The sequence below is a fragment of the Salinispora vitiensis genome (assembly GCF_000378825.1).
GTDB lineage: Bacteria > Actinomycetota > Actinomycetes > Mycobacteriales > Micromonosporaceae > Micromonospora > Micromonospora vitiensis.
Genome location: NZ_KB900388.1, coordinates 4915511 through 4932602 on the forward strand (window position 1 = coordinate 4915511; position 17092 = coordinate 4932602).

A 17092-nucleotide genomic window follows, 5' to 3' on the forward strand; every position below is an offset into this window, starting at 1 on the left:
ATGACCGCGCCGGAATCGCTCTCGCTCGCCCAAGCCCGACGGATCGCCCTGGCAGCCCAGGGTTTCACCGACCCCGCGCCGACTGGTGTTCCCACCCGCCGGCACCTGCGTCGCGTGCTGGACCGGGTCGGTCTGATCCAGCTGGACTCGGTCAACGTGCTCCAGCGGGCGCACTATCTGCCGCTCTACAGCCGCCTCGGTCCCTACCCGACGACGCTGCTCGACGCGGCCGCGTACCGCCAGCCCCGGGATCTTTTCGAATACTGGGGGCACGAGGCGTCGCTGGTGCCGGTCGCGTTGCAGCCGGCGCTGCGCTGGCGGATGGCGCGGGCCCGGAGCCAGGCCTGGGGCGGCATGCGCCGGATCGCCGAGGAGCAGCCGGAACTGGTGGCGCGGGTCCGGGACGAGGTAGCGGCCCGCGGGCCGATCACCGCCGCGGAGATCGAGCACGACGCTGACCGGGTGACCGGCAACTGGGGCTGGAACTGGTCCGCGACGAAGCGGGCGCTGGAGTACCTGTTCTGGTCCGGCGAGGTGACGGCCGCCGAGCGTACGACGTCCTTCGCCCGCCGTTACGCCCTGCCGGAGCAGGTGCTGCCGCCGGCGGTACTGGCGGCGCCCACCCCGAGCGACGCCGAGGCGTACCGGAGGCTGGTGGCCGTGGCCGCCCGCTCCCTCGGCGTGGCGGCGGAGCCGGAGCTGCGGGACTACTTCCGGTTGCCGCTGGCGCCGGCGCGGGCGGCGATTGCCGAGCTGGCGGAGGCGGGGGAGCTGCTTCCGGTAGCCGTGGCGGGCTGGCGGCAGCCGGCCTGGCTGCACGCCGAGGCCCGACTGCCCCGTTGGGTGCGGGGCAACCGGCTGGTCAGCCCCTTCGACCCGCTGGTCTGGGAGCGGGGCCGCACGCAGCGGTTGTTCGATTTCAGCTACCGCATCGAGATCTACGTCCCGGCGCCGAAGCGGGTGTACGGCTACTACGTGTTGCCGTTTCTCCAGGGCGAGCGGTTCACGGCCCGGGTCGACCTGAAGGCCGACCGGAAGAACGGGGTACTCCTCGTACCGGCAGCGTGGCAGGAGCCGGGCGTGGAGGCGGGTGAGACGGCGCTCGCGCTCGCCGCCGAGTTGTACCGGCTCGCCGGCTGGCTGGGCCTGGCTGCGGTGGCGCCACCGACGGCAGGTGACCTAGCGGTGCCGCTGGCCGCCGCCCTGAGGAGCGTGGCGGGTGTACCGTGATCGACGTGACGAGCGTTGACGGGCCGCAGAGCCGGGCCGCCGCGGCGACTGATGCTGCCGACCAGCCGCCGGAGGGTTGGCCGGTGGAGGCGGCGCCGGTCTATCCGGCTCCGCAGCCGGACCGACTGACCCGATTCGTGCTCCGGCTCCAGCAACGCGCGCCTCGGTGGGCGGTGCCGCTGGCCGCCCTGGGCTGTATCGGCGCCGGCATCGGCTACACGCTGATGATCGACCCGACCCGGTCCACGCCGGACGCGGCCCCCACCTGCCTGCTCAAGCTGACGAGCGGGCTCGACTGTCCGGGCTGTGGTGGCACCCGGGCCCTCTGGTATCTGCTGCACGCCGACCTGCCGGCCGCGGCCCGACACCATCTCCTCCTCGTCTTCGCGCTTCCCTTCCTGGCGTACCTGTTCGTGGTGTGGGCGGGTCGACAGGCCTTCGGGTGGCGGCTACCCGAACTGCGGATCAGCAACAAGGTGATCGGGGTTTTCCTGGGCGTCTGGTTGGCTTTCTCCGTGGCGCGTAACCTGCCCTGGGCGCCGTTCACCGCGCTCTACGTCTGACTTGGCTCTGCAGCGTGGCCCCGCCCTTCGGGTACCCGGTTCTCGCCGCTGTCGAGCTGCCCCATCGGTGAGTTCTGCGTACGGGTGTCGGCCTTGCCGGTCGTGGGTCGCCGGTCGGAAGGTAAGTGGCTCGTGGCGGGAGGCAGGTCGCTCGTGGCGGTAGGCACCGCGTGGCGCTCGCCAGGCGCCGCCCGGCGCCCGCTGCGCGCCACGCGCAGCTCCCCCGCCGACCGGGGGTCCGATTTCCGTCGGGGCCGGTCGCGCCACTACAGTCGCAGGAATGTCGGAGATGGTGCAGCCCCAGGTCAAGCTCATTGCGTGGACCCAGTTCGAGGCCCCGGACGACGTGGGGTGGTCGACTGACGCCGACGGGGGGCAGGCGCTCGCGGAGTTCGCTGGGCGAGCCTGCTACCAGAGTTGGAAGAAGCCAAACCCGGCGACGGCGACCAACGCCGGCTACCTCGCCCACATTCTTGAGGTGGGCCACCTGAGCGTGCTGGAGCACAGCTCGGTGAGCTTCTACTTCACCGGGGTGTCGCGGTCGCTCACCCACGAGTTGATCCGGCACCGGCACTTCTCGTACTCGCAGCTGTCCCAGCGGTACGTGCCGGAGCGGGACGCGGCGATGGTGGAGCCGGCCGTGATCGCTGACGACCCGGAGCTACACAAGCGGTTCGTGGCGGCCGCCGAGGCGAGCGTACAGGCGTACACCGAACTGCTGGAGGGCCTGGAGCAGCGCTTCACCGACGAGCCCAACGCCACCCTGCGGCGTAAGCGCGCGCGGCAGGCGGCGCGGGCCGTGTTGCCGAACGCCACCGAGACCCGCATCGTGGTCACCGGCAACTACCGGGCGTGGCGGCACTTTATCGGCATGCGGGCGACCGAGCACGCCGACGTGGAGATCCGCGAGCTGGCGGTGGAGTGCCTCCGCCAGCTGCAGGGGGTGGCCCCGAGTGTCTTCAACGACTTCGTGATCTCCTCCCTGCCCGACGGCACCGAGGTGGCGACCAGCCCGCACGCGGAGGTGTCCTGAGCCCTTCCCCGTCGGGGGCTCGGAGGCCGTCCGCTAGGTTGGACGCATGACGAGTGACCTCCCCGACACTCCCGCCCAGGCGGCCTCCCGGCCGTTCGGGCGGGTGCTCACGGCCATGGTGACACCCTTTGCCGCCGATGGTGCGCTCGATCTGGATGGTGCGGCCCGGTTGGCGAACTACCTGGTCGACGAGCAGGGCAACGACGCGCTGGTGGTCAACGGCACCACCGGTGAGTCGCCGACCACCACCGACGCGGAGAAGGAACGCCTGATCCAGACGGTGGTCGCGGCCGTCGGCGACCGGGCCAAGGTGGTGGCCGGGGTCGGCACCAACGACACCCGGCACACCATCGAGCTGGCCGCCGCGGCGGAGAAGGCCGGAGCGCACGGCCTGCTGGTGGTGACGCCGTACTACAGCAAGCCGCCGCAGGCGGGCCTGGTGCGACACTTCACCGCGGTGGCCGACGCCAGCGGGTTGCCGGTGATGCTCTACGACATCCCGCACCGCGCCGGGGTGGCGATCGAGACCGAGACGCTGGTGCGCCTGGCCGAGCACGGCCGGATCGTCGCGGTGAAGGACGCCAAGTGCGACCTGACCGCCACCAGCTGGGTGACCAGCCGGACCGGTCTGGCCGTCTACAGCGGCGAGGATTCGCTGCTGCTGCCCGCGCTGGCGGTGGGTTCGGTCGGGGTGGTCGGCACGTCGACCCACTTCACCGGGGCGCGGACCCAGGAGCTGATCCGGGCGTTCGACGCGGGGGACAACGCCACGGCGCGCGCCCTGCACCGCCGGCTGCTGCCGCTGTACACGGGAATCTTCCGGGCTCCGGGCACGATCCTGGTCAAGGCCGGCCTGGCGGCGAAGGGGCTGCCCGCCGGTCCGGTCCGTTCCCCGCTGGTGGACGCCACCGCCGACCAGCTCGCCCAGCTCCGCGCCGACTGTGCGGCGGCGGGCCTGGACCTCCCTGAATGAACGAACGACACGACGGACGCCGGGTGACGGCGTCGCAGAATGAGGTGAACGCGTGACCGAGGCGCGAATCGAGACAGAACTGCCACCGCCGCTGCCCGAGGGTGGGCTGCGGATCATTCCGCTGGGCGGGCTCGGCGCCATCGGTCGGAACATGACCGTCTTCGAGTACGACGGGAAGCTACTGGTCGTCGACTGCGGCGTGCTCTTCCCGGACGTGGAGCAGCCGGGCGTGGACCTGATCCTGCCCGACTTCGCCCCGATCCTGGACCGCCTCGACGACGTGCAGGCGATCGTGCTCACGCACGGCCACGAGGACCACATCGGTGCGGTGCCGTACCTGCTCGCCCACAAGCCGGACATCCCGCTGGTCGGTTCGGAGTTCACCCTCGCCCTGGTCGAGGCGAAGCTCGCCGAGCGGCGGATCCAGCCGTACACGCTGACGGTGCGGGAGGGCGGTCGGGAGCAGCTCGGCCCCTTCGAGTGTGAGTTCTTCGCGGTCAACCACTCCATCCCGGACGCGCTCGCCGTGGCCATCCGTACCCCGGCCGGTCTGGTGCTGCACACCGGTGACTTCAAGATGGACCAGCTCCCGCTGGACGGTCGGATCACCGACCTGGCCGGCTTCGCGCGGCTCGGCGCGGAGGGGGTGGACCTGCTCCTGTCCGACTCCACCAACGCCGAGGTCCCCGGCTTCGTCACGCCCGAGCGGGAGATCGGTCCGGTACTCGACTCGATCTTCGCCAAGGCTCGGGGCCGGATCATCGTCGCGTCGTTCGCCTCGCACGTGCACCGGGTCCAGCAGGTCTTCGACTCCGCGGTGGAGCATGGCCGCAAGGTAGCGCTGATCGGCCGGTCGATGGTGCGCAACATGGGCATCGCCCGCGACCTCGGTCTGCTGAACATCCCACCCGGTCTGGTCGTCGGGCTCGACGAGGCCACCAGCATGCCGCCGGACCAGATCGTGCTGATGTCGACCGGCAGCCAGGGCGAGCCGATGAGCGCGCTGGGTCGGATGGCCAGCGGTGATCACCGGCATATCACCATCGCCCCCGGCGACACCGTGGTGCTCGCCTCCTCGCTGGTGCCCGGCAACGAGACCTCGGTCTTCCGGGTGATCAACCGGCTGGCCCGGGCGGGTGCCGTCGTCGTGCACAAGGACGTGGCCAAGGTGCACGTCTCCGGGCACGCCCCCGCTGGCGAGCTGCTCTACCTGCTCAACATGGTGCGGCCGAGCAACCTGATGCCGGTCCACGGGGAGTGGCGGCACCTGCGCGCCCACGCCCGGCTCGGCGTCGAGTCCGGGGTCGCCGCCGATCGGGTGGTGCTCTGCGAGGACGGCGACGTGGTCGATCTGGTCGAGGGGCGGGCCAGCGTGGTCGGACGGGTCAGGAGCCGGTACGTCTACGTCGACGGCCTCGCCGTCGGGGACGTGTCGGAGTCCCTGCTCACCGAGCGGCGGATCCTCGGCGACGGCGGGTTCATCGCGGCCACCGTGGTGGTCGACTCGGTCACCGGGAAGGTGGTCGGTGGGCCGACCGTCTCCGCGAAGGGCTTCTCCGAGGATCCGGAGGCGTTCAGCCCGGTGGTGCCGTTGATCACCGAGGCGCTCAACCGCGCGGCTTCCGATGGCATCACCGACCCGCACCAGCTGCAGCAGATCGTGCGGCGCACGGTGGGGCGGTGGGTCAACGACGCGTACCGCCGTCGGCCCATGATCGTGCCGAACGTGGTGGAGGTCTGAGCCGAGGCGCGGCAAGGTCGGGGAGCCGGCTCGGGTCAGGGCAGCTCCGCGACCGCGTCGGCGTACGCCGAGCCGGTGCGTACCGCGGCGGCCAGCAGCACATCCAGCTGGGTGGGCGCGACGCCGTGGGACAGGTCGGTGCTGACATCACCGGCCAGCACCAGCTCGGCGCCGGAGTCGTGCACGTACGCCGTCGGTAGGAGCCGGTCCTGGTTCCAGGCGTTGCAGAACGCGTACGCCTCGGCGCGCCGGTCGGCGGGCAGCCGGCGGCTGGCCACGGCGCGTACGTGCAGGACCTCGCCGCGATCGCCGGCCCGCCGTACCTGGATCAGCGCCTCGCCCCAGCGCCCCACGACGGTGTCCGTGGCGTCCAGGATGTAGCTGTCGCCGCGTCGGTCCAGGGCGTTGGTGATCGCCGCCAGGCTGAGCGGGGCGGGCTGGTCGGCCGGTTGGTCGTCCGGCTCGCGGTCGGGTTCGTCGTCGTCCGGACGCTCGAACGGCAGCGTCACCGGGAGGGCGAGGGCCCGTTCGGCCGCGCCCCGCTCATCCAGCCAGGAGGCGACCCGCCCGGACTGGTGCCCGGTGCCGTTGCGCGCGTCGAAGCTGCCGGCGAGCCCGGTGGCCAGGTCGGTCAGCGCGGCACCGAGGGTGGCGAGGTCGAGGTCGGTCGCGGGCCGTTGCCCGTACCCGGGGCGGTGCACCCGCTGCTCGCCGAGGTCGGCCGCGACCGCGACCCCGCACACCAGCGCCCCGGCGGCGGCGAACTCCATCGCGGAGAGCTCGTCGGGAGCCACGTCCAGCCGGGGCAGCTGCTCGGTGAGGACGGCCAGGCCGCGGACCGGGTTCCCGCTGAGCGCGCAGAAGCGCAGATGTGCCGCGAGGTGCGCGAAGCCGGCCTGTTCGCGTCGGTGCCGCTGGTACGCGTGCACGTGCGCCGCCGCGGCCGTTTCGGTCGCGCCGACCCGGAGCCACGGGAGCATCCCGGCGGCGAGCCCCCGCTCGGGTGCTCCGGTGCAGTCGCCCGGGTGCACGTCGGCCAGGACGTCCAGCGCGGCGGACCACTCCTCCCACCCGGCGAGCAGCTCCGCCCGTCGGACGGCGGCACAGCTGGGGCAGCCGTCGGCCGGGGTGGCGGGTGCCGCTACCCAGCGGTCGTACCAGGACCGGGCGGTCGGCTCGTCGCCGAGGTGGTCGGCGATCCGGCAGTAGAGTTCGGCGGCGGTCGCGGTGTCGGCGGTGCCGAGGTCGTCGAGGAGGGCCCGGGCCTGGTCGAGGCCACCACGCGGGCTGGTGAGCAGGGCTTCGACCGCGTACCGCCGGTAGCGGGCCAGGGTTTCGTGACCGTCGGGCGGCAGCAGGTCGGGCCGCCGGTCCACGGCGGCGAGGCAGCGGCGGACCGGCTCGACCAGGCGCCACCGCCCTTCGTCGAGCAGGTAGGTCTCGATCAGCGCGAGCCGCGCCTCCAGCGCCGACTGGTCGTCGCCGGCGGCGTCGGCGCGCGCGGCGATCCGTTCCAGCTCGGCGCTGCGGGTCTCGCCGTCGGGGGAGTCCCGGGCGTCGGCCAGCTCCTCGGCGAGGGGGCGGCCGTCCCGCGCGGGTCGTTGGCGGCGTGGTGGCCACCCCGGCCAGCCGAACTCGTCCAGCCCGCGGCCGCCGGGCTGCCCGATCACGACCGTACCCCGCCGGGTAGCCGGTCCACCTCGGCGGCGAGCTGGCAACCGGTGGTGATGCCGCGGTCGAGGAGCCGGTCGAGTTGGTGCGGGGTCACGCCGCGTTCGAGGTCGGTGATGACCTCCCCACAGATTCGCGCCCGACCGTCATCTTCGACGTGTACGAACGCCTTGGGCCAGAGCCGGTCGTGGTTCCAGGCGTTGCAGAAGGCGTGCAGCGCGGGGACGTACTCGATCGCGAACGTGGGTGCCACGACGGTGCGTACCTGGAGTAGCTCGCCGGCGGTCCCGGGCCGTAGGAACCAGATGAGGCTGTCGGCCCACCGGCCGACCAGTTCCCCGGCCGGATCGGTCTCCACCGCGTAGCCCCGCTGGGTGAGTACGGTGGCGACCAGCTCATTGGTGAGTGGGCTCAGGGCGCCCGGGTAGCCGCCCAGGAGGCGGTCCGGAATATCCCCGGTCGGCGACGCCATGCGGCATCCCTTCTGAGGCGAATATCACGACCGGCGGCGGTATCGCGTGCCGACGCGCGGACACGACCTGAAATTGCGGCGATCCGCCGGGTACCGCCGCTAGGTTGATGCTATGGCGGGCCGTACCTCTCAGGCGAGTCGGCGGCGCGGCGCGTCGCCACGAGGAAACACGAACAACCGTGCCCGGCAGCCGGCGAAGAAGCCCCGCGCTGCCGCCAAGCGTCGTCCACCGGCCCGCACCAGCCCGGCCGGTTCCGTGGGCCGGGCGCTCGGGGCACTGTGGATGGGCCTCGCGCACGGGGTGGGCTGGTCCGTTCGCGCCGCCGGCCGGCAGGCCGCCGCGGCCCGTGGCCTCGACCCCGAGCAGCGGCGTGACGGCGCCGGGCTGCTGGTGCTCGGTATGGCGCTGCTCAGCGCGGCCAGTATCTGGTTCGAGAAGGCCGGACCGGTCGGGGAGCGGCTGGCCGACACCGTACGGCTGTTTCTCGGTGCGATCGCCGTCGTGGTGCCGGTGCTGCTGATGATCGGTGCCTGGCGGCTGATGCGGGAGCCGACCGCTCCGGAGCACCGGGGGCGGGGGCCGGTCGGCTGGGTGTCCATGCTGGTCGCCACGGCCGCGTTGCTGCACATCGGGCAGGAGCCGACCTCGCCGGTGCAGCGGGACTTCGCGGGCGGCCTGATCGGTGCGGGGGTGGGGAACCTGCTGGAGCGGGCGGTGTCGGCCTGGGTGGCCGTGCCACTGCTGTTGCTGCTCCTGGTCTTCGGGCTGTTGGTGGTCACCGCGACCCCGATTAACAAGATTCCGGAGCGGCTCGGTCTGTTGGCCGGCACGGTGGTCGGCACCCCGGCCGGTGCGGAGGCCACCGAGGAGTCCGCGGCGGAGACCGGCAAGCCGGTTCGCAAGCGTGCGGCGAAGCGGACGCCGCCAGCACCGCCGGACCCGGCGGACTTCGCCGATGACCTGGCGGGAGCGGATCTGCAGGAGACGCTCGTGCTACCCCGCAAGTCCTCGGCGAAGGTGCCGGCCAGCCGGAAGCCGGCGGAGCCGCCGGAGCACTCGCCGCTACCCACCCGGGCTGAGCAGCTCGCGTTGACCGGGCTGGCGGGCGACTACGCGCTGCCCCCGGCGACGCTGCTGGGCAGTGGTGCCGCCCCCAAGAAGCGCAGCCGGGCCAATGACGAGGTGATCGCCGCGCTAACCGGGGTGTTCGAGCAGTTCGACGTGGACGCCGCGGTCACCGGGTTCACCCGAGGGCCGACGGTGACCCGGTACGAGGTCGAGCTGGGCCCCGGGGTCAAGGTGGAGCGGATCACCCAGCTCTCCCGCAACATCGCGTACGCGGTGAAGTCGCCGGACGTGCGCATCCTCAGCCCGATCCCGGGCAAGAGCGCGATCGGCGTGGAGATTCCGAACACCGATCCGGAGAATGTCGCCCTCGGCGACGTGCTGCGCTCCCGGGCGGCGACCAGCGACCATCACCCGATGGTGGTCGCGCTCGGTAAGGACATCGAGGGTGGCTACGTGGTGGCGAACCTCGCGAAGACGCCGCACATCCTCATCGCGGGGGCCACCGGCGCGGGGAAGTCGAGCTGCCTGAACTCACTGCTGGTCTCGCTCCTGACCCGGGCCACCCCGGACGAGGTGCGGCTGCTGTTGATCGACCCGAAGCGGGTCGAGATGACCGGCTACGAGGGGATCCCGCACCTGGTCACGCCGATCGTGACGAACGCCAAGAAGGCAGCCGACTCGCTGGAGTGGGTCGTGCGCGAGATGGACATGCGCTACGACGATCTGGCCGCCAACGGGGTTCGGCACATCGACGACTTCAACCGCAAGGTTCGCAACGGTGAGATCACGGCCCCGCCGGGCAGCGAGCGGGAACTGCGGCCGTACCCGTACCTGCTGGTGATCGTGGACGAGTTGGCCGACCTGATGATGGTCGCCCCGCGGGACGTGGAGGACTCCATCGTCCGGATCACCCAGCTCGCCCGGGCCGCCGGCATCCACCTGGTGCTCGCCACGCAACGTCCGTCGGTGGACGTGGTGACCGGTCTGATCAAGGCCAATGTGCCGTCCCGGCTCGCCTTCGCGACCTCGTCGCTGGCCGATTCGCGGGTCATCCTGGACCAGCCGGGCGCGGAGAAGCTGCTCGGTCGCGGTGATGGTCTCTTCCTGCCGATGGGTGCCGCCAAGCCGGTCCGGATCCAGGGCGCGTGGGTGACCGAGCAGGAGATCGCCGATGTGGTCCGGTTCTGCAAGGAGCAGCGGGAGCCGGAGTTCCGTACGGACGTGCTCACCGTGGCCCAGGAGAGTAAGAAGAAGATCGACGAGGATATCGGCGACGACCTCGACCTGCTGGTGCAGGCGGTTGAGCTGGTGGTGACCTCGCAGTTCGGCTCCACCTCGATGCTGCAGCGCAAGCTGCGGGTCGGTTTCGCGAAGGCGGGTCGGCTGATGGATCTGATGGAGACTCGCGGCGTGGTGGGCCCGTCCGAGGGTTCCAAGGCCCGGGATGTGCTGGTGAAGCCGGACGAGTTGCCGGAGGTTCTGGTCGGCCTGCGCGGCGGCGAGGACTGACCGGGGCCGCCCGACGGGTTCGGTCTGCCCCGGTGCCCGGCGGGGTCAGTCCGGTTCCGGCTCGGCCGTCAGTGGTAGATCTTCAGCCCCACCACGCCGGCGATCACTAGCAGGAGGCAGAGGATCCGGGGCAGGCTGGTTGACTCGTTCAGCGCCACCATCCCCACCACGGCGGTGCCGACCGCGCCGATGCCGACCCAGACCGCGTAGCCGGTGCCGACCGGGATCTCCCGGAGCGCGTAGGCGAGGCCGATCATGCTCAGGGCGGCCGTGACGGCGAAGACGATCGTGGGGACGAGCCGACTGAAGCCGGCGCTGCGGTCGAGGGCGATGGCCCAGGCGGTTTCGAGGAGTCCGGAGATCACCAGCACGATCCAGGCCATTGCGGGACGGTAGCAGCTGCCGGAGCGGAGCAGCGTGGTGAAGGTGATCTTCACCACTGTGGCTAGAGTTAAACCTGACTTTATCTTGCAGTATCGGCCTATGCCGCTGCTTCTCACTGACTCCGAGGTCGCTGCCGGGCTCGACGCCCCGACGACCATCGCCGCCATGCGGGACGCGCTGCGCGCCGCCCACGACGGTCGACTGGTCGCCCCGCCCCGAGCCACCGCACCGCTGGACGGGGGCCGGATGGTGCTGACCGCCGGGCACCTCGTCGATCAGTGGTACGGCTCCTGCTCCTACGACACCTTCGGGCTCCCCGGAAGCGAACCGGTGGTGGTGTTACACGACGCCGGCACCGGCGGTGTCCGGGCGGTCGCGGTGGGGACGGAGCTGAACTCCCGGCGTACCGGTGGGTTGGGTGGGGTCGCCATCGACGCGCTGGCCCGTCCGGACGCGGCCACGCTCGGGGTGGTCGGCTCGGGCCGGCAGGCATGGGCGCAGGTCTGGGCCACCGCGGCGGTACGGCCCCTGCGGGAGGTACGCGTGCACAGCCGCTCGGCGGCGCGGCGTACCGCCTTCGCCAGCCGGGTCCACGCCGAACTGGGCGTACCGGCGCGGGCAGTCGACTCCGCGGCGGCGGCCGTCGCCGGTCGGGACATCGTGGTGATCGCCACCTCCAGCACCACCCCGGTGGTGGACGCCGCGGACCTCGCGCCCGGCGCCCACGTGAACGCGGTGGGCTTCAAGCAAGTCGACCGGCACGAGTTCGGCCCGGATCTGCTGGACCGGGCCGAGGTGCTGGTCACCGACTCGCCGGCCCAGGCCGCCGGGTACGCCCCACCGATGCTCGCCGCCCTACCCCCGTACGCCGAACGGCTGCGTGACCTGGGCGCGGTCCTGGCGGCGGCGGTGCCCGGCCGGACCGGCGCGGACCAGATATCCGTCTTCTGCGCCACCGGCCTAGGCGGTACCGAGCTCTTCCTGCTCGATCGCCTGGTCCGGGTCGCCGCGACGGTCTGACCGACCGGTGCGGCCCCGCGGGCTGAAGCTGACCGCCCGGTGTGCGGCCCGGCGGGCTGGGCTGACCCCCGGTGGGGCTTTGTCGGCTTGATCCCGACGGGAGCCCGGTCGAGGCCGGCCGCTGGCGGTTGCCGGGTGGTCAACCCGCGCCCGGTACCCTCGGATGGTGTCTGCCACCCCTCCCGCACCCGCCGACGGCCGCCGCGTCGCCCTGCTGACCCTGGGCTGCGCCCGCAACGAGGTCGACTCCGAGGAGCTGGCTGCCCGGCTGCATTCCGACGGCTGGCAGGTGACCACCGACGGTGAAGGCGCCGACGTGGTGGTCGTGAACACCTGCGGATTCGTCGAGAAGGCCAAGCAGGACTCGATCCAGACACTGTTGGCCGCCGCCGAAACCGGCGCGAAGGTGGTGGCGGCCGGGTGCATGGCCGAGCGGTACGGGCGGGAGCTCGCGGAGAGCCTGCCCGAGGCGCAGGCGGTGCTGAGCTTCGACGACTACCCGGACATCTCTGATCGGCTCGGGGCGGTGCTCGCCGGAAGCGCGATCGACCCGCACGCCCCGCGGGACCGGCGCGAGCTGCTCCCGCTCACCCCGGTGCGGCGGGCGGAGGCGGCGGTGTCGGTGCCGGGCCACGGCACCCCGGCCACCGGGTCGCACTCCGGCACCCCGGCCCCTGTGCCGCACTCCGGCACGCGGTCCGCTCCGGTCGAGGTGGACGAGCACACTCCGGCGCATCTGCGTCCGGTGCTGCGGCGTCGGCTCGACACCGGACCGGTCGCGTCGCTCAAGCTGGCCAGCGGCTGCGATCGACGATGTGCCTTCTGCGCCATCCCCGCCTTCCGCGGTGCGTTCGTCTCCCGTCCGCCGGAGGCGCTGCTCGCCGAGGCGGAGTGGCTGGCCAAGACCGGGGTGCGGGAGTTGGTCCTGGTCAGCGAAAATTCCAGCTCCTACGGCAAGGACCTGGGCGACCCGCGGGCACTGGAGAAGCTGCTGCCCCAGCTCGCCGCGGTGGACGGCATCGTTCGAGTGCGGGCGAGCTACCTTCAGCCGGCGGAGACCCGTCCCGGACTGGTCGAGGCGATCGCCACCACGCCGGGCGTCGCCCCGTACTTCGACCTCTCCTTCCAACACTCCAGCGAGACGGTGCTGCGGCGAATGCGCCGGTTCGGCTCCACCGACCGGTTCCTGGAACTGCTGGGCAGCATCCGGGAGCTAGCCCCGGAGGCCGGCGCGCGGAGCAACTTCATCGTCGGGTTCCCCGGCGAGACCCGGGCCGACGTCGCCGAGCTGGTCCGCTTCCTGGAGGCGGCGCGGCTGGATGCGATCGGGGTGTTCGACTACAGCGACGAGGACGGCACCGAGGCCGCCGGCCTGCCTGGCAAGGTCACCGCCGCTACCGTCCGGCGTCGCTACGACAGACTCGGCGCCCTCGCCGACGAGCTCTGCGCGCAGCGGGCCGAGCAGCGGCTCGGCTCGACGGTGCAGGTGTTGGTCGACTCGGTCGACGGCGGCGTGGTGGAGGGTCGGGCTGCGCACCAGGCCCCCGAGGTGGACGGCTCAACCAGCTTGGTCGCCCCGGCCGAGGGGGGCGTGGACCTCACCGCCCTGCGCCCTGGTGACCTGGTGCAGTGCACGGTCACCGCTACGGAGGGTGTGGACCTCGTCGCCGTACCGGAGGCGATGATCTCGGCGGCGCCGGGCGTGGCGCGGTGACGGTACGGCGGGGGGATACGGGGGGCGCCGGGCCGGAGCGGCGGCGGGACGCGGCGGTGACCGAAGCGGCGGAGCCGGCGCCGGCGGCTACCCGGGTTCCGGTGCTCAACGCCGCCAACGCGCTGACGTTGCTGCGGCTGGTGTTGGTGCCGGTCTTCGCCGTCACGGTGGTCGCTTCCGAGATGACGCACGTCGGCTGGCGGATCGCAGCCTGTCTGATCTTCGTCGGGGCTGCCTTCACCGACCTGGTGGACGGGTGGATCGCTCGCCGTTTCGGGCTGGTCACCTCGGTGGGTAAGGTGGCCGATCCGATCGCGGACAAGGCGCTTACCGGTGTCGCGCTGTTGTTGCTCTCCGCTTACGACCAGCTTCCGTGGTGGGTGACCGGCACGATCCTCTTTCGGGAACTGGGCATCACCGCACTGCGGTTCTGGGTGATCCGGCATGGCGTCATCGCCGCCAGCCGGGGCGGGAAGATCAAGACGGCCCTGCAGACCCTCGCGATCGTCTGGTACCTCTGGCCCATGCCGGCGCCGCTGGACCTGGTCGGACCATGGGTCATGGGTGCCGCGGTGGCGGTTACGGTGGTCAGTGGCATCGACTACGTGGTGCGGGCGCTTCGGCTGCGGCGGCAGGCGCGCTGACCAGGACCGGCGAGGGGAGAGCAACCGTGGGGCTGGGAGCGGATGCCGAGTGGCCCGTCGAAGGCCCCGCCGCCAGCGTCGTGCACAGCCTGGCCCGGCGGGGGGAGACGCTCGCCACGGTCGAGTCGCTGACCGGTGGTCTGCTCGCCGCCACGATCGTGGAGGTCGCCGGGGTGAGCAGCGTTTACCGCGGTGGGCTGGTGGTCTACGCGACCGAGCTGAAGTCCCAGCTGGCGAACGTGTCGGAGAAGCTGCTCACCGCGCGTGGTCCGGTCGACCCGGACGTGGCCGTGGCGCTCGCCCAGGGAGGTCGGTGGCGGTGCGCCGCCGACTGGTGCCTGGCCACCACCGGGGTGGCCGGACCGGAGCCGCAGGGCGGCAAGCCGGTCGGCCTGGTGTACGTGGCGGTGGCCGGTCCGAGTGGCAGCGCGGTGCGCCGGCTGGAGCTGGGTGGAGGCCGTGAGCTCATCCGGTCGGCCAGTGTGGTGCAGGCGTTTCGACTCTTGGCCGAGCGGCTGGCCGGGGCGCCCCGCGATCCGGTCGATGGTGCGTAGTGATACCGACCGTGATACGGTCGGCACTCTTTGTCGACAGCGTTGCCGTTCGGTTGGCTGGCCGGCCCGCAGCCCCAATCGGCAGGCGGGGCGGTATGTCGGCCAAGCCGGCACCGGGTACGGTTGCGGGAAGGTTCCGGTAGTCGGGGCCCGGAATCCCCGGGTCGTCGAGGCGCGGAGTGTTCCTCCAGGGGAGGTGCGATGGTCCTGCTACGCCGGCTGATCGGTGACGCGCTACGGACACGCCGACAGGGGCAGCACCGTACCCTGCGCGAGGTCTCCTCTGCCGCCAATGTCAGTCTCGGCTACCTCTCCGAGATCGAGCGTGGGCACAAGGAACCGTCGAGCGAGCTGCTGGCCGCCATCTGCGACGCGCTCGGCGCCCGCCTTTCCGAGCTGCTGCGTGAGGTGAGCGACACGGTGGCGCTCGCCGAGCAGATGTCGGGGGTGCTGGTGCCGGTCCAGGACGAGCCGACCGGGCAGCAGCCCGCCCCGGTCCCGGCCGCCAACCACGGCAAGACCGCCGGCCGGGCGGTTCGCCAGGTCTCCTCGGACGGCACGGTGTCGGTGCAGGTCCGCCAGGAGTCGCCGCTCAAGGCGACCCTGCACACCCGGGTTCGTGCAACGGACCGGGACGTGGTCTGCGCCGCCTGAGCGCGCGTAGGGTTGTCATGGCACCGTGGCCCCGCTGCGTTGTCGGCGGCTGCCCATACTGGCATCCGCCTGCGACGATGGAGTCACTGCCGTCGCGGCCGGCCAGGTCGCGGCCGGCCGCGTTGCTAGTGAGGGGATACCGCGGAGATGGCGAACCCGTTCGTCAAGGGTTGGAAATATCTGATGACGCTCTTCGGCACCAAACTCGACGAGCGTGCCGATCCGAAGGTGCAGGTCCAGCAGGCGATCGAGGAATCTCAGCGGCAGCACCAGCTGCTCGTCCAGCAGGCCGCCGCGGTGATCGGCAACCAGCGGCAGCTGGAGATGAAGCTGTCCCGGCAGATGTCCGAGGTCGAGCGGTTGCAGGGCAACGCCCGCCAGGCCCTGGTCCTGGCCGATCAGGCCCGCGCCCGGGGCGGTGTCACCGAAGCCACCCGCTACGAGCAGTCCGCCCAGGCGCTCGCCACTCAGCTGGTAACCGCGGAGCAGGCCACCGAAGACCTCAAGACCCTGCACGACCAGGCGCTCGGCGCGGCGGCGCAGGCGCGTAAGGCAGTCGAGAACAACTCGATGATCCTCCAGCAGAAGCTCGCCGAGCGGGCGAAGCTGCTCAGCCAGCTCGAGCAGGCCAAGATGCAGGAGAATGTGGCCGCATCGCTGGAGTCGATGTCCGCGATCACCGCCCCGGGTACCACCCCCACCCTGGACGAGGTGCGCGAGCGCATCGAGCGACGCTACGCCACCGCGATGGGCCGGGCCGAGCTCGCCGGCAACTCGGTCGAGGGGCAGATGCTCGACATTCAGCAGGCGGCCCTCGACGCGGCCGGTTCCGCCCGACTCGATCAGATTCGCGCCGGCCTGGCCGGGGACCAGCTCCGCGGCACAGCCGAGCGGCCTGCCGTCACCCGGCCCGAGCAGCAGGGTGCTCCGGTCGCCGACTCGGCCGCCGTGGCCCGGCTCGACGAGATTCGCTCCACTCTGGGCCGCGAACGCGGCACTGGGGACAGCACCGCCGCCGGCTGAGCGGCGCGGGTGGGGGAGGCGACGTGGCGGACGAGCGGACGCGATACTTCCGGCGGCTGGCCCGTCGGCGGCGCTCAGCCCGGCGGTGGAGCGTCATCGCCGGTGGGCTCGGCGGCGCCGCCGCGGTGCTGACGCCGTACGCCGGTCTGGGGTTGCCCGACGCGGCCTGGGCCGCCGGCGCGGGTGGAGCAATCGTGCTCGCCGCCTGGCGCTGGGCCGACCTGCGGGCGCTCGCCGCCCAGCCAGCGCCGCCGGCGCTGGGCCCGGATGAGGCGGCGGCCCAGTTGCGGGCCCGGCTGGTCGCGGCGGTGCAGCGCCTCCCGGCCGGCTCCGGCATGCTCGCCGAGGCCCGACGGGTACGGTCGCGGGTCGCGCTGCGCGGCACCGGTGCCGCCGAGCAGTGGGGCCGGCTGGATCGGGCCGGGTCCACCTTCGCCGGCCTGCGGGGCCGGCTGACCGGGCTGGCGGCGCCCGCGGTCGCCGAGGCCACCGCGGCCGACCACTCGCTGCGGGACCTCGCCCTGAGGGTCGCGGAGGTCGAACGGGCCATTCGGTTCGCGCCACCCGACACTCGGCCCTCGCTTGAGCAGGCCCGGACGGCACTCGCCGGCCAACTGCGCAACGGTGTCGAGGCGTACGAGCGGCTGGTGGCGGCCGCCGCCGGTTACGTGGCCGAGAACGTCCGGTCCGATGTCCAGGAACCGGCGGTGGCCCGGCTCACCGAGGCAACCGACCTGCTGCACGGGACGGCTTCGGCACTGGCGGAGCTGCGCGCCACCGACCCCACCTTCCGCACCTCCTGAGCAACGGGGCCACAGCCAGCACCGTGGGGCGGGAC

The 17092-nt window shown here is 72.4% G+C and carries 16 protein-coding genes; 13 read left to right on the forward strand and 3 right to left on the reverse strand.

Annotated elements, in window-relative coordinates:
* The 5 genes from SALPAC2_RS0123260 to SALPAC2_RS0123280 all read left to right on the forward strand — a co-directional run bounded on the left by SALPAC2_RS0123260 (position 1) and on the right by SALPAC2_RS0123280 (position 5540).
* Entirely contained in the window at positions 1 to 1230 is a 1230-nt protein-coding gene (locus tag SALPAC2_RS0123260; RefSeq protein ID WP_018219026.1) for a winged helix-turn-helix domain-containing protein, read from the forward strand.
* Positions 1227 to 1793, forward strand: a complete 567-nt coding sequence (locus SALPAC2_RS0123265) for a DUF2752 domain-containing protein (RefSeq protein WP_018219027.1) — start codon at positions 1227 to 1229, stop codon at positions 1791 to 1793. Before SALPAC2_RS0123260 ends, SALPAC2_RS0123265 begins: the two co-directional genes overlap by 4 nt.
* Positions 1794 to 2082: 289 nt before the next feature.
* Positions 2083 to 2826, forward strand: a complete 744-nt coding sequence (gene thyX, locus SALPAC2_RS0123270) for an FAD-dependent thymidylate synthase (RefSeq protein ID WP_026185065.1) — start codon at positions 2083 to 2085, stop codon at positions 2824 to 2826.
* A 46-nt stretch (positions 2827 to 2872) separates the two neighbouring features.
* Positions 2873 to 3799: a 4-hydroxy-tetrahydrodipicolinate synthase gene (gene dapA, locus SALPAC2_RS0123275; protein WP_018219029.1), complete on the forward strand. Its 927-nt coding sequence runs from the start codon at positions 2873 to 2875 to the stop codon at positions 3797 to 3799.
* Positions 3800 to 3851: 52 nt separating this feature from the next.
* Complete coding sequence (locus SALPAC2_RS0123280; RefSeq protein ID WP_018219030.1) at positions 3852 to 5540, forward strand: ribonuclease J; 1689 nt, start codon at positions 3852 to 3854, stop codon at positions 5538 to 5540.
* Between the two features lie 35 nt (positions 5541 to 5575).
* Here SALPAC2_RS0123280 and SALPAC2_RS0123285 read toward each other — a convergent pair whose 3' ends face one another.
* Together SALPAC2_RS0123285 and SALPAC2_RS0123290 are read right to left on the reverse strand one after the other, a co-directional pair.
* Complete coding sequence (locus tag SALPAC2_RS0123285) at positions 5576 to 7210, reverse strand: type III secretion system chaperone family protein (protein ID WP_018219031.1); 1635 nt, start codon at positions 7208 to 7210, stop codon at positions 5576 to 5578.
* On the reverse strand, positions 7207 to 7683 hold the full coding sequence (locus SALPAC2_RS0123290; protein WP_018219032.1) for a type III secretion system chaperone family protein: 477 nt from the start codon (positions 7681 to 7683) through the stop codon (positions 7207 to 7209). Before SALPAC2_RS0123290 ends, SALPAC2_RS0123285 begins: the two co-directional genes overlap by 4 nt.
* A gap of 112 nt (positions 7684 to 7795) precedes the next feature.
* Here SALPAC2_RS0123290 and SALPAC2_RS0123295 point away from each other — a divergent pair, with 112 nt between their 5' ends.
* Positions 7796 to 10261, forward strand: a complete 2466-nt coding sequence (locus tag SALPAC2_RS0123295; protein ID WP_026185066.1) for an FtsK/SpoIIIE family DNA translocase — start codon at positions 7796 to 7798, stop codon at positions 10259 to 10261.
* Between the two features lie 68 nt (positions 10262 to 10329).
* On the opposite strand, the gene SALPAC2_RS0123300 is transcribed toward SALPAC2_RS0123295, so the two are convergent.
* Entirely contained in the window at positions 10330 to 10644 is a 315-nt protein-coding gene (locus SALPAC2_RS0123300) for a DMT family transporter (RefSeq protein ID WP_026185067.1), read from the reverse strand.
* Between the two features lie 100 nt (positions 10645 to 10744).
* On the opposite strand from SALPAC2_RS0123300, the gene SALPAC2_RS0123305 reads away from it, so the two are divergent.
* The 7 genes from SALPAC2_RS0123305 to pspM all read left to right on the forward strand — a co-directional run bounded on the left by SALPAC2_RS0123305 (position 10745) and on the right by pspM (position 17057).
* Complete coding sequence (locus SALPAC2_RS0123305; protein WP_018219035.1) at positions 10745 to 11665, forward strand: ornithine cyclodeaminase family protein; 921 nt, start codon at positions 10745 to 10747, stop codon at positions 11663 to 11665.
* Between the two features lie 163 nt (positions 11666 to 11828).
* A complete protein-coding gene (gene rimO, locus SALPAC2_RS0123310) occupies positions 11829 to 13379 on the forward strand; it encodes a 30S ribosomal protein S12 methylthiotransferase RimO (RefSeq protein WP_018219036.1) in 1551 nt (516 codons plus the stop codon).
* Between the two features lie 56 nt (positions 13380 to 13435).
* The gene (pgsA, locus tag SALPAC2_RS0123315) at positions 13436 to 14023 is read left to right on the forward strand and encodes a CDP-diacylglycerol--glycerol-3-phosphate 3-phosphatidyltransferase (RefSeq protein ID WP_026185068.1); all 588 of its coding nucleotides are present in this window, start codon (positions 13436 to 13438) and stop codon (positions 14021 to 14023) included.
* Between the two features lie 26 nt (positions 14024 to 14049).
* A complete protein-coding gene (locus tag SALPAC2_RS0123320; RefSeq protein WP_018219038.1) occupies positions 14050 to 14577 on the forward strand; it encodes a CinA family protein in 528 nt (175 codons plus the stop codon).
* 201 nt (positions 14578 to 14778) lie between these two features.
* Positions 14779 to 15231 carry a helix-turn-helix domain-containing protein gene (locus SALPAC2_RS0123325; RefSeq protein WP_018219039.1) on the forward strand — a complete coding sequence of 151 codons (453 nt, stop codon included), beginning with the start codon at positions 14779 to 14781 and terminating at the stop codon, positions 15229 to 15231.
* Between the two features lie 147 nt (positions 15232 to 15378).
* The gene (locus SALPAC2_RS0123330) at positions 15379 to 16254 is read left to right on the forward strand and encodes a PspA/IM30 family protein (protein WP_018219040.1); all 876 of its coding nucleotides are present in this window, start codon (positions 15379 to 15381) and stop codon (positions 16252 to 16254) included.
* Positions 16255 to 16277: 23 nt separating this feature from the next.
* Positions 16278 to 17057, forward strand: coding sequence for a phage shock envelope stress response protein PspM (pspM, locus tag SALPAC2_RS0123335; RefSeq protein WP_018219041.1), 780 nt, complete (start codon positions 16278 to 16280; stop codon positions 17055 to 17057).
* Positions 17058 to 17092: the final 35 nt, after the last annotated feature.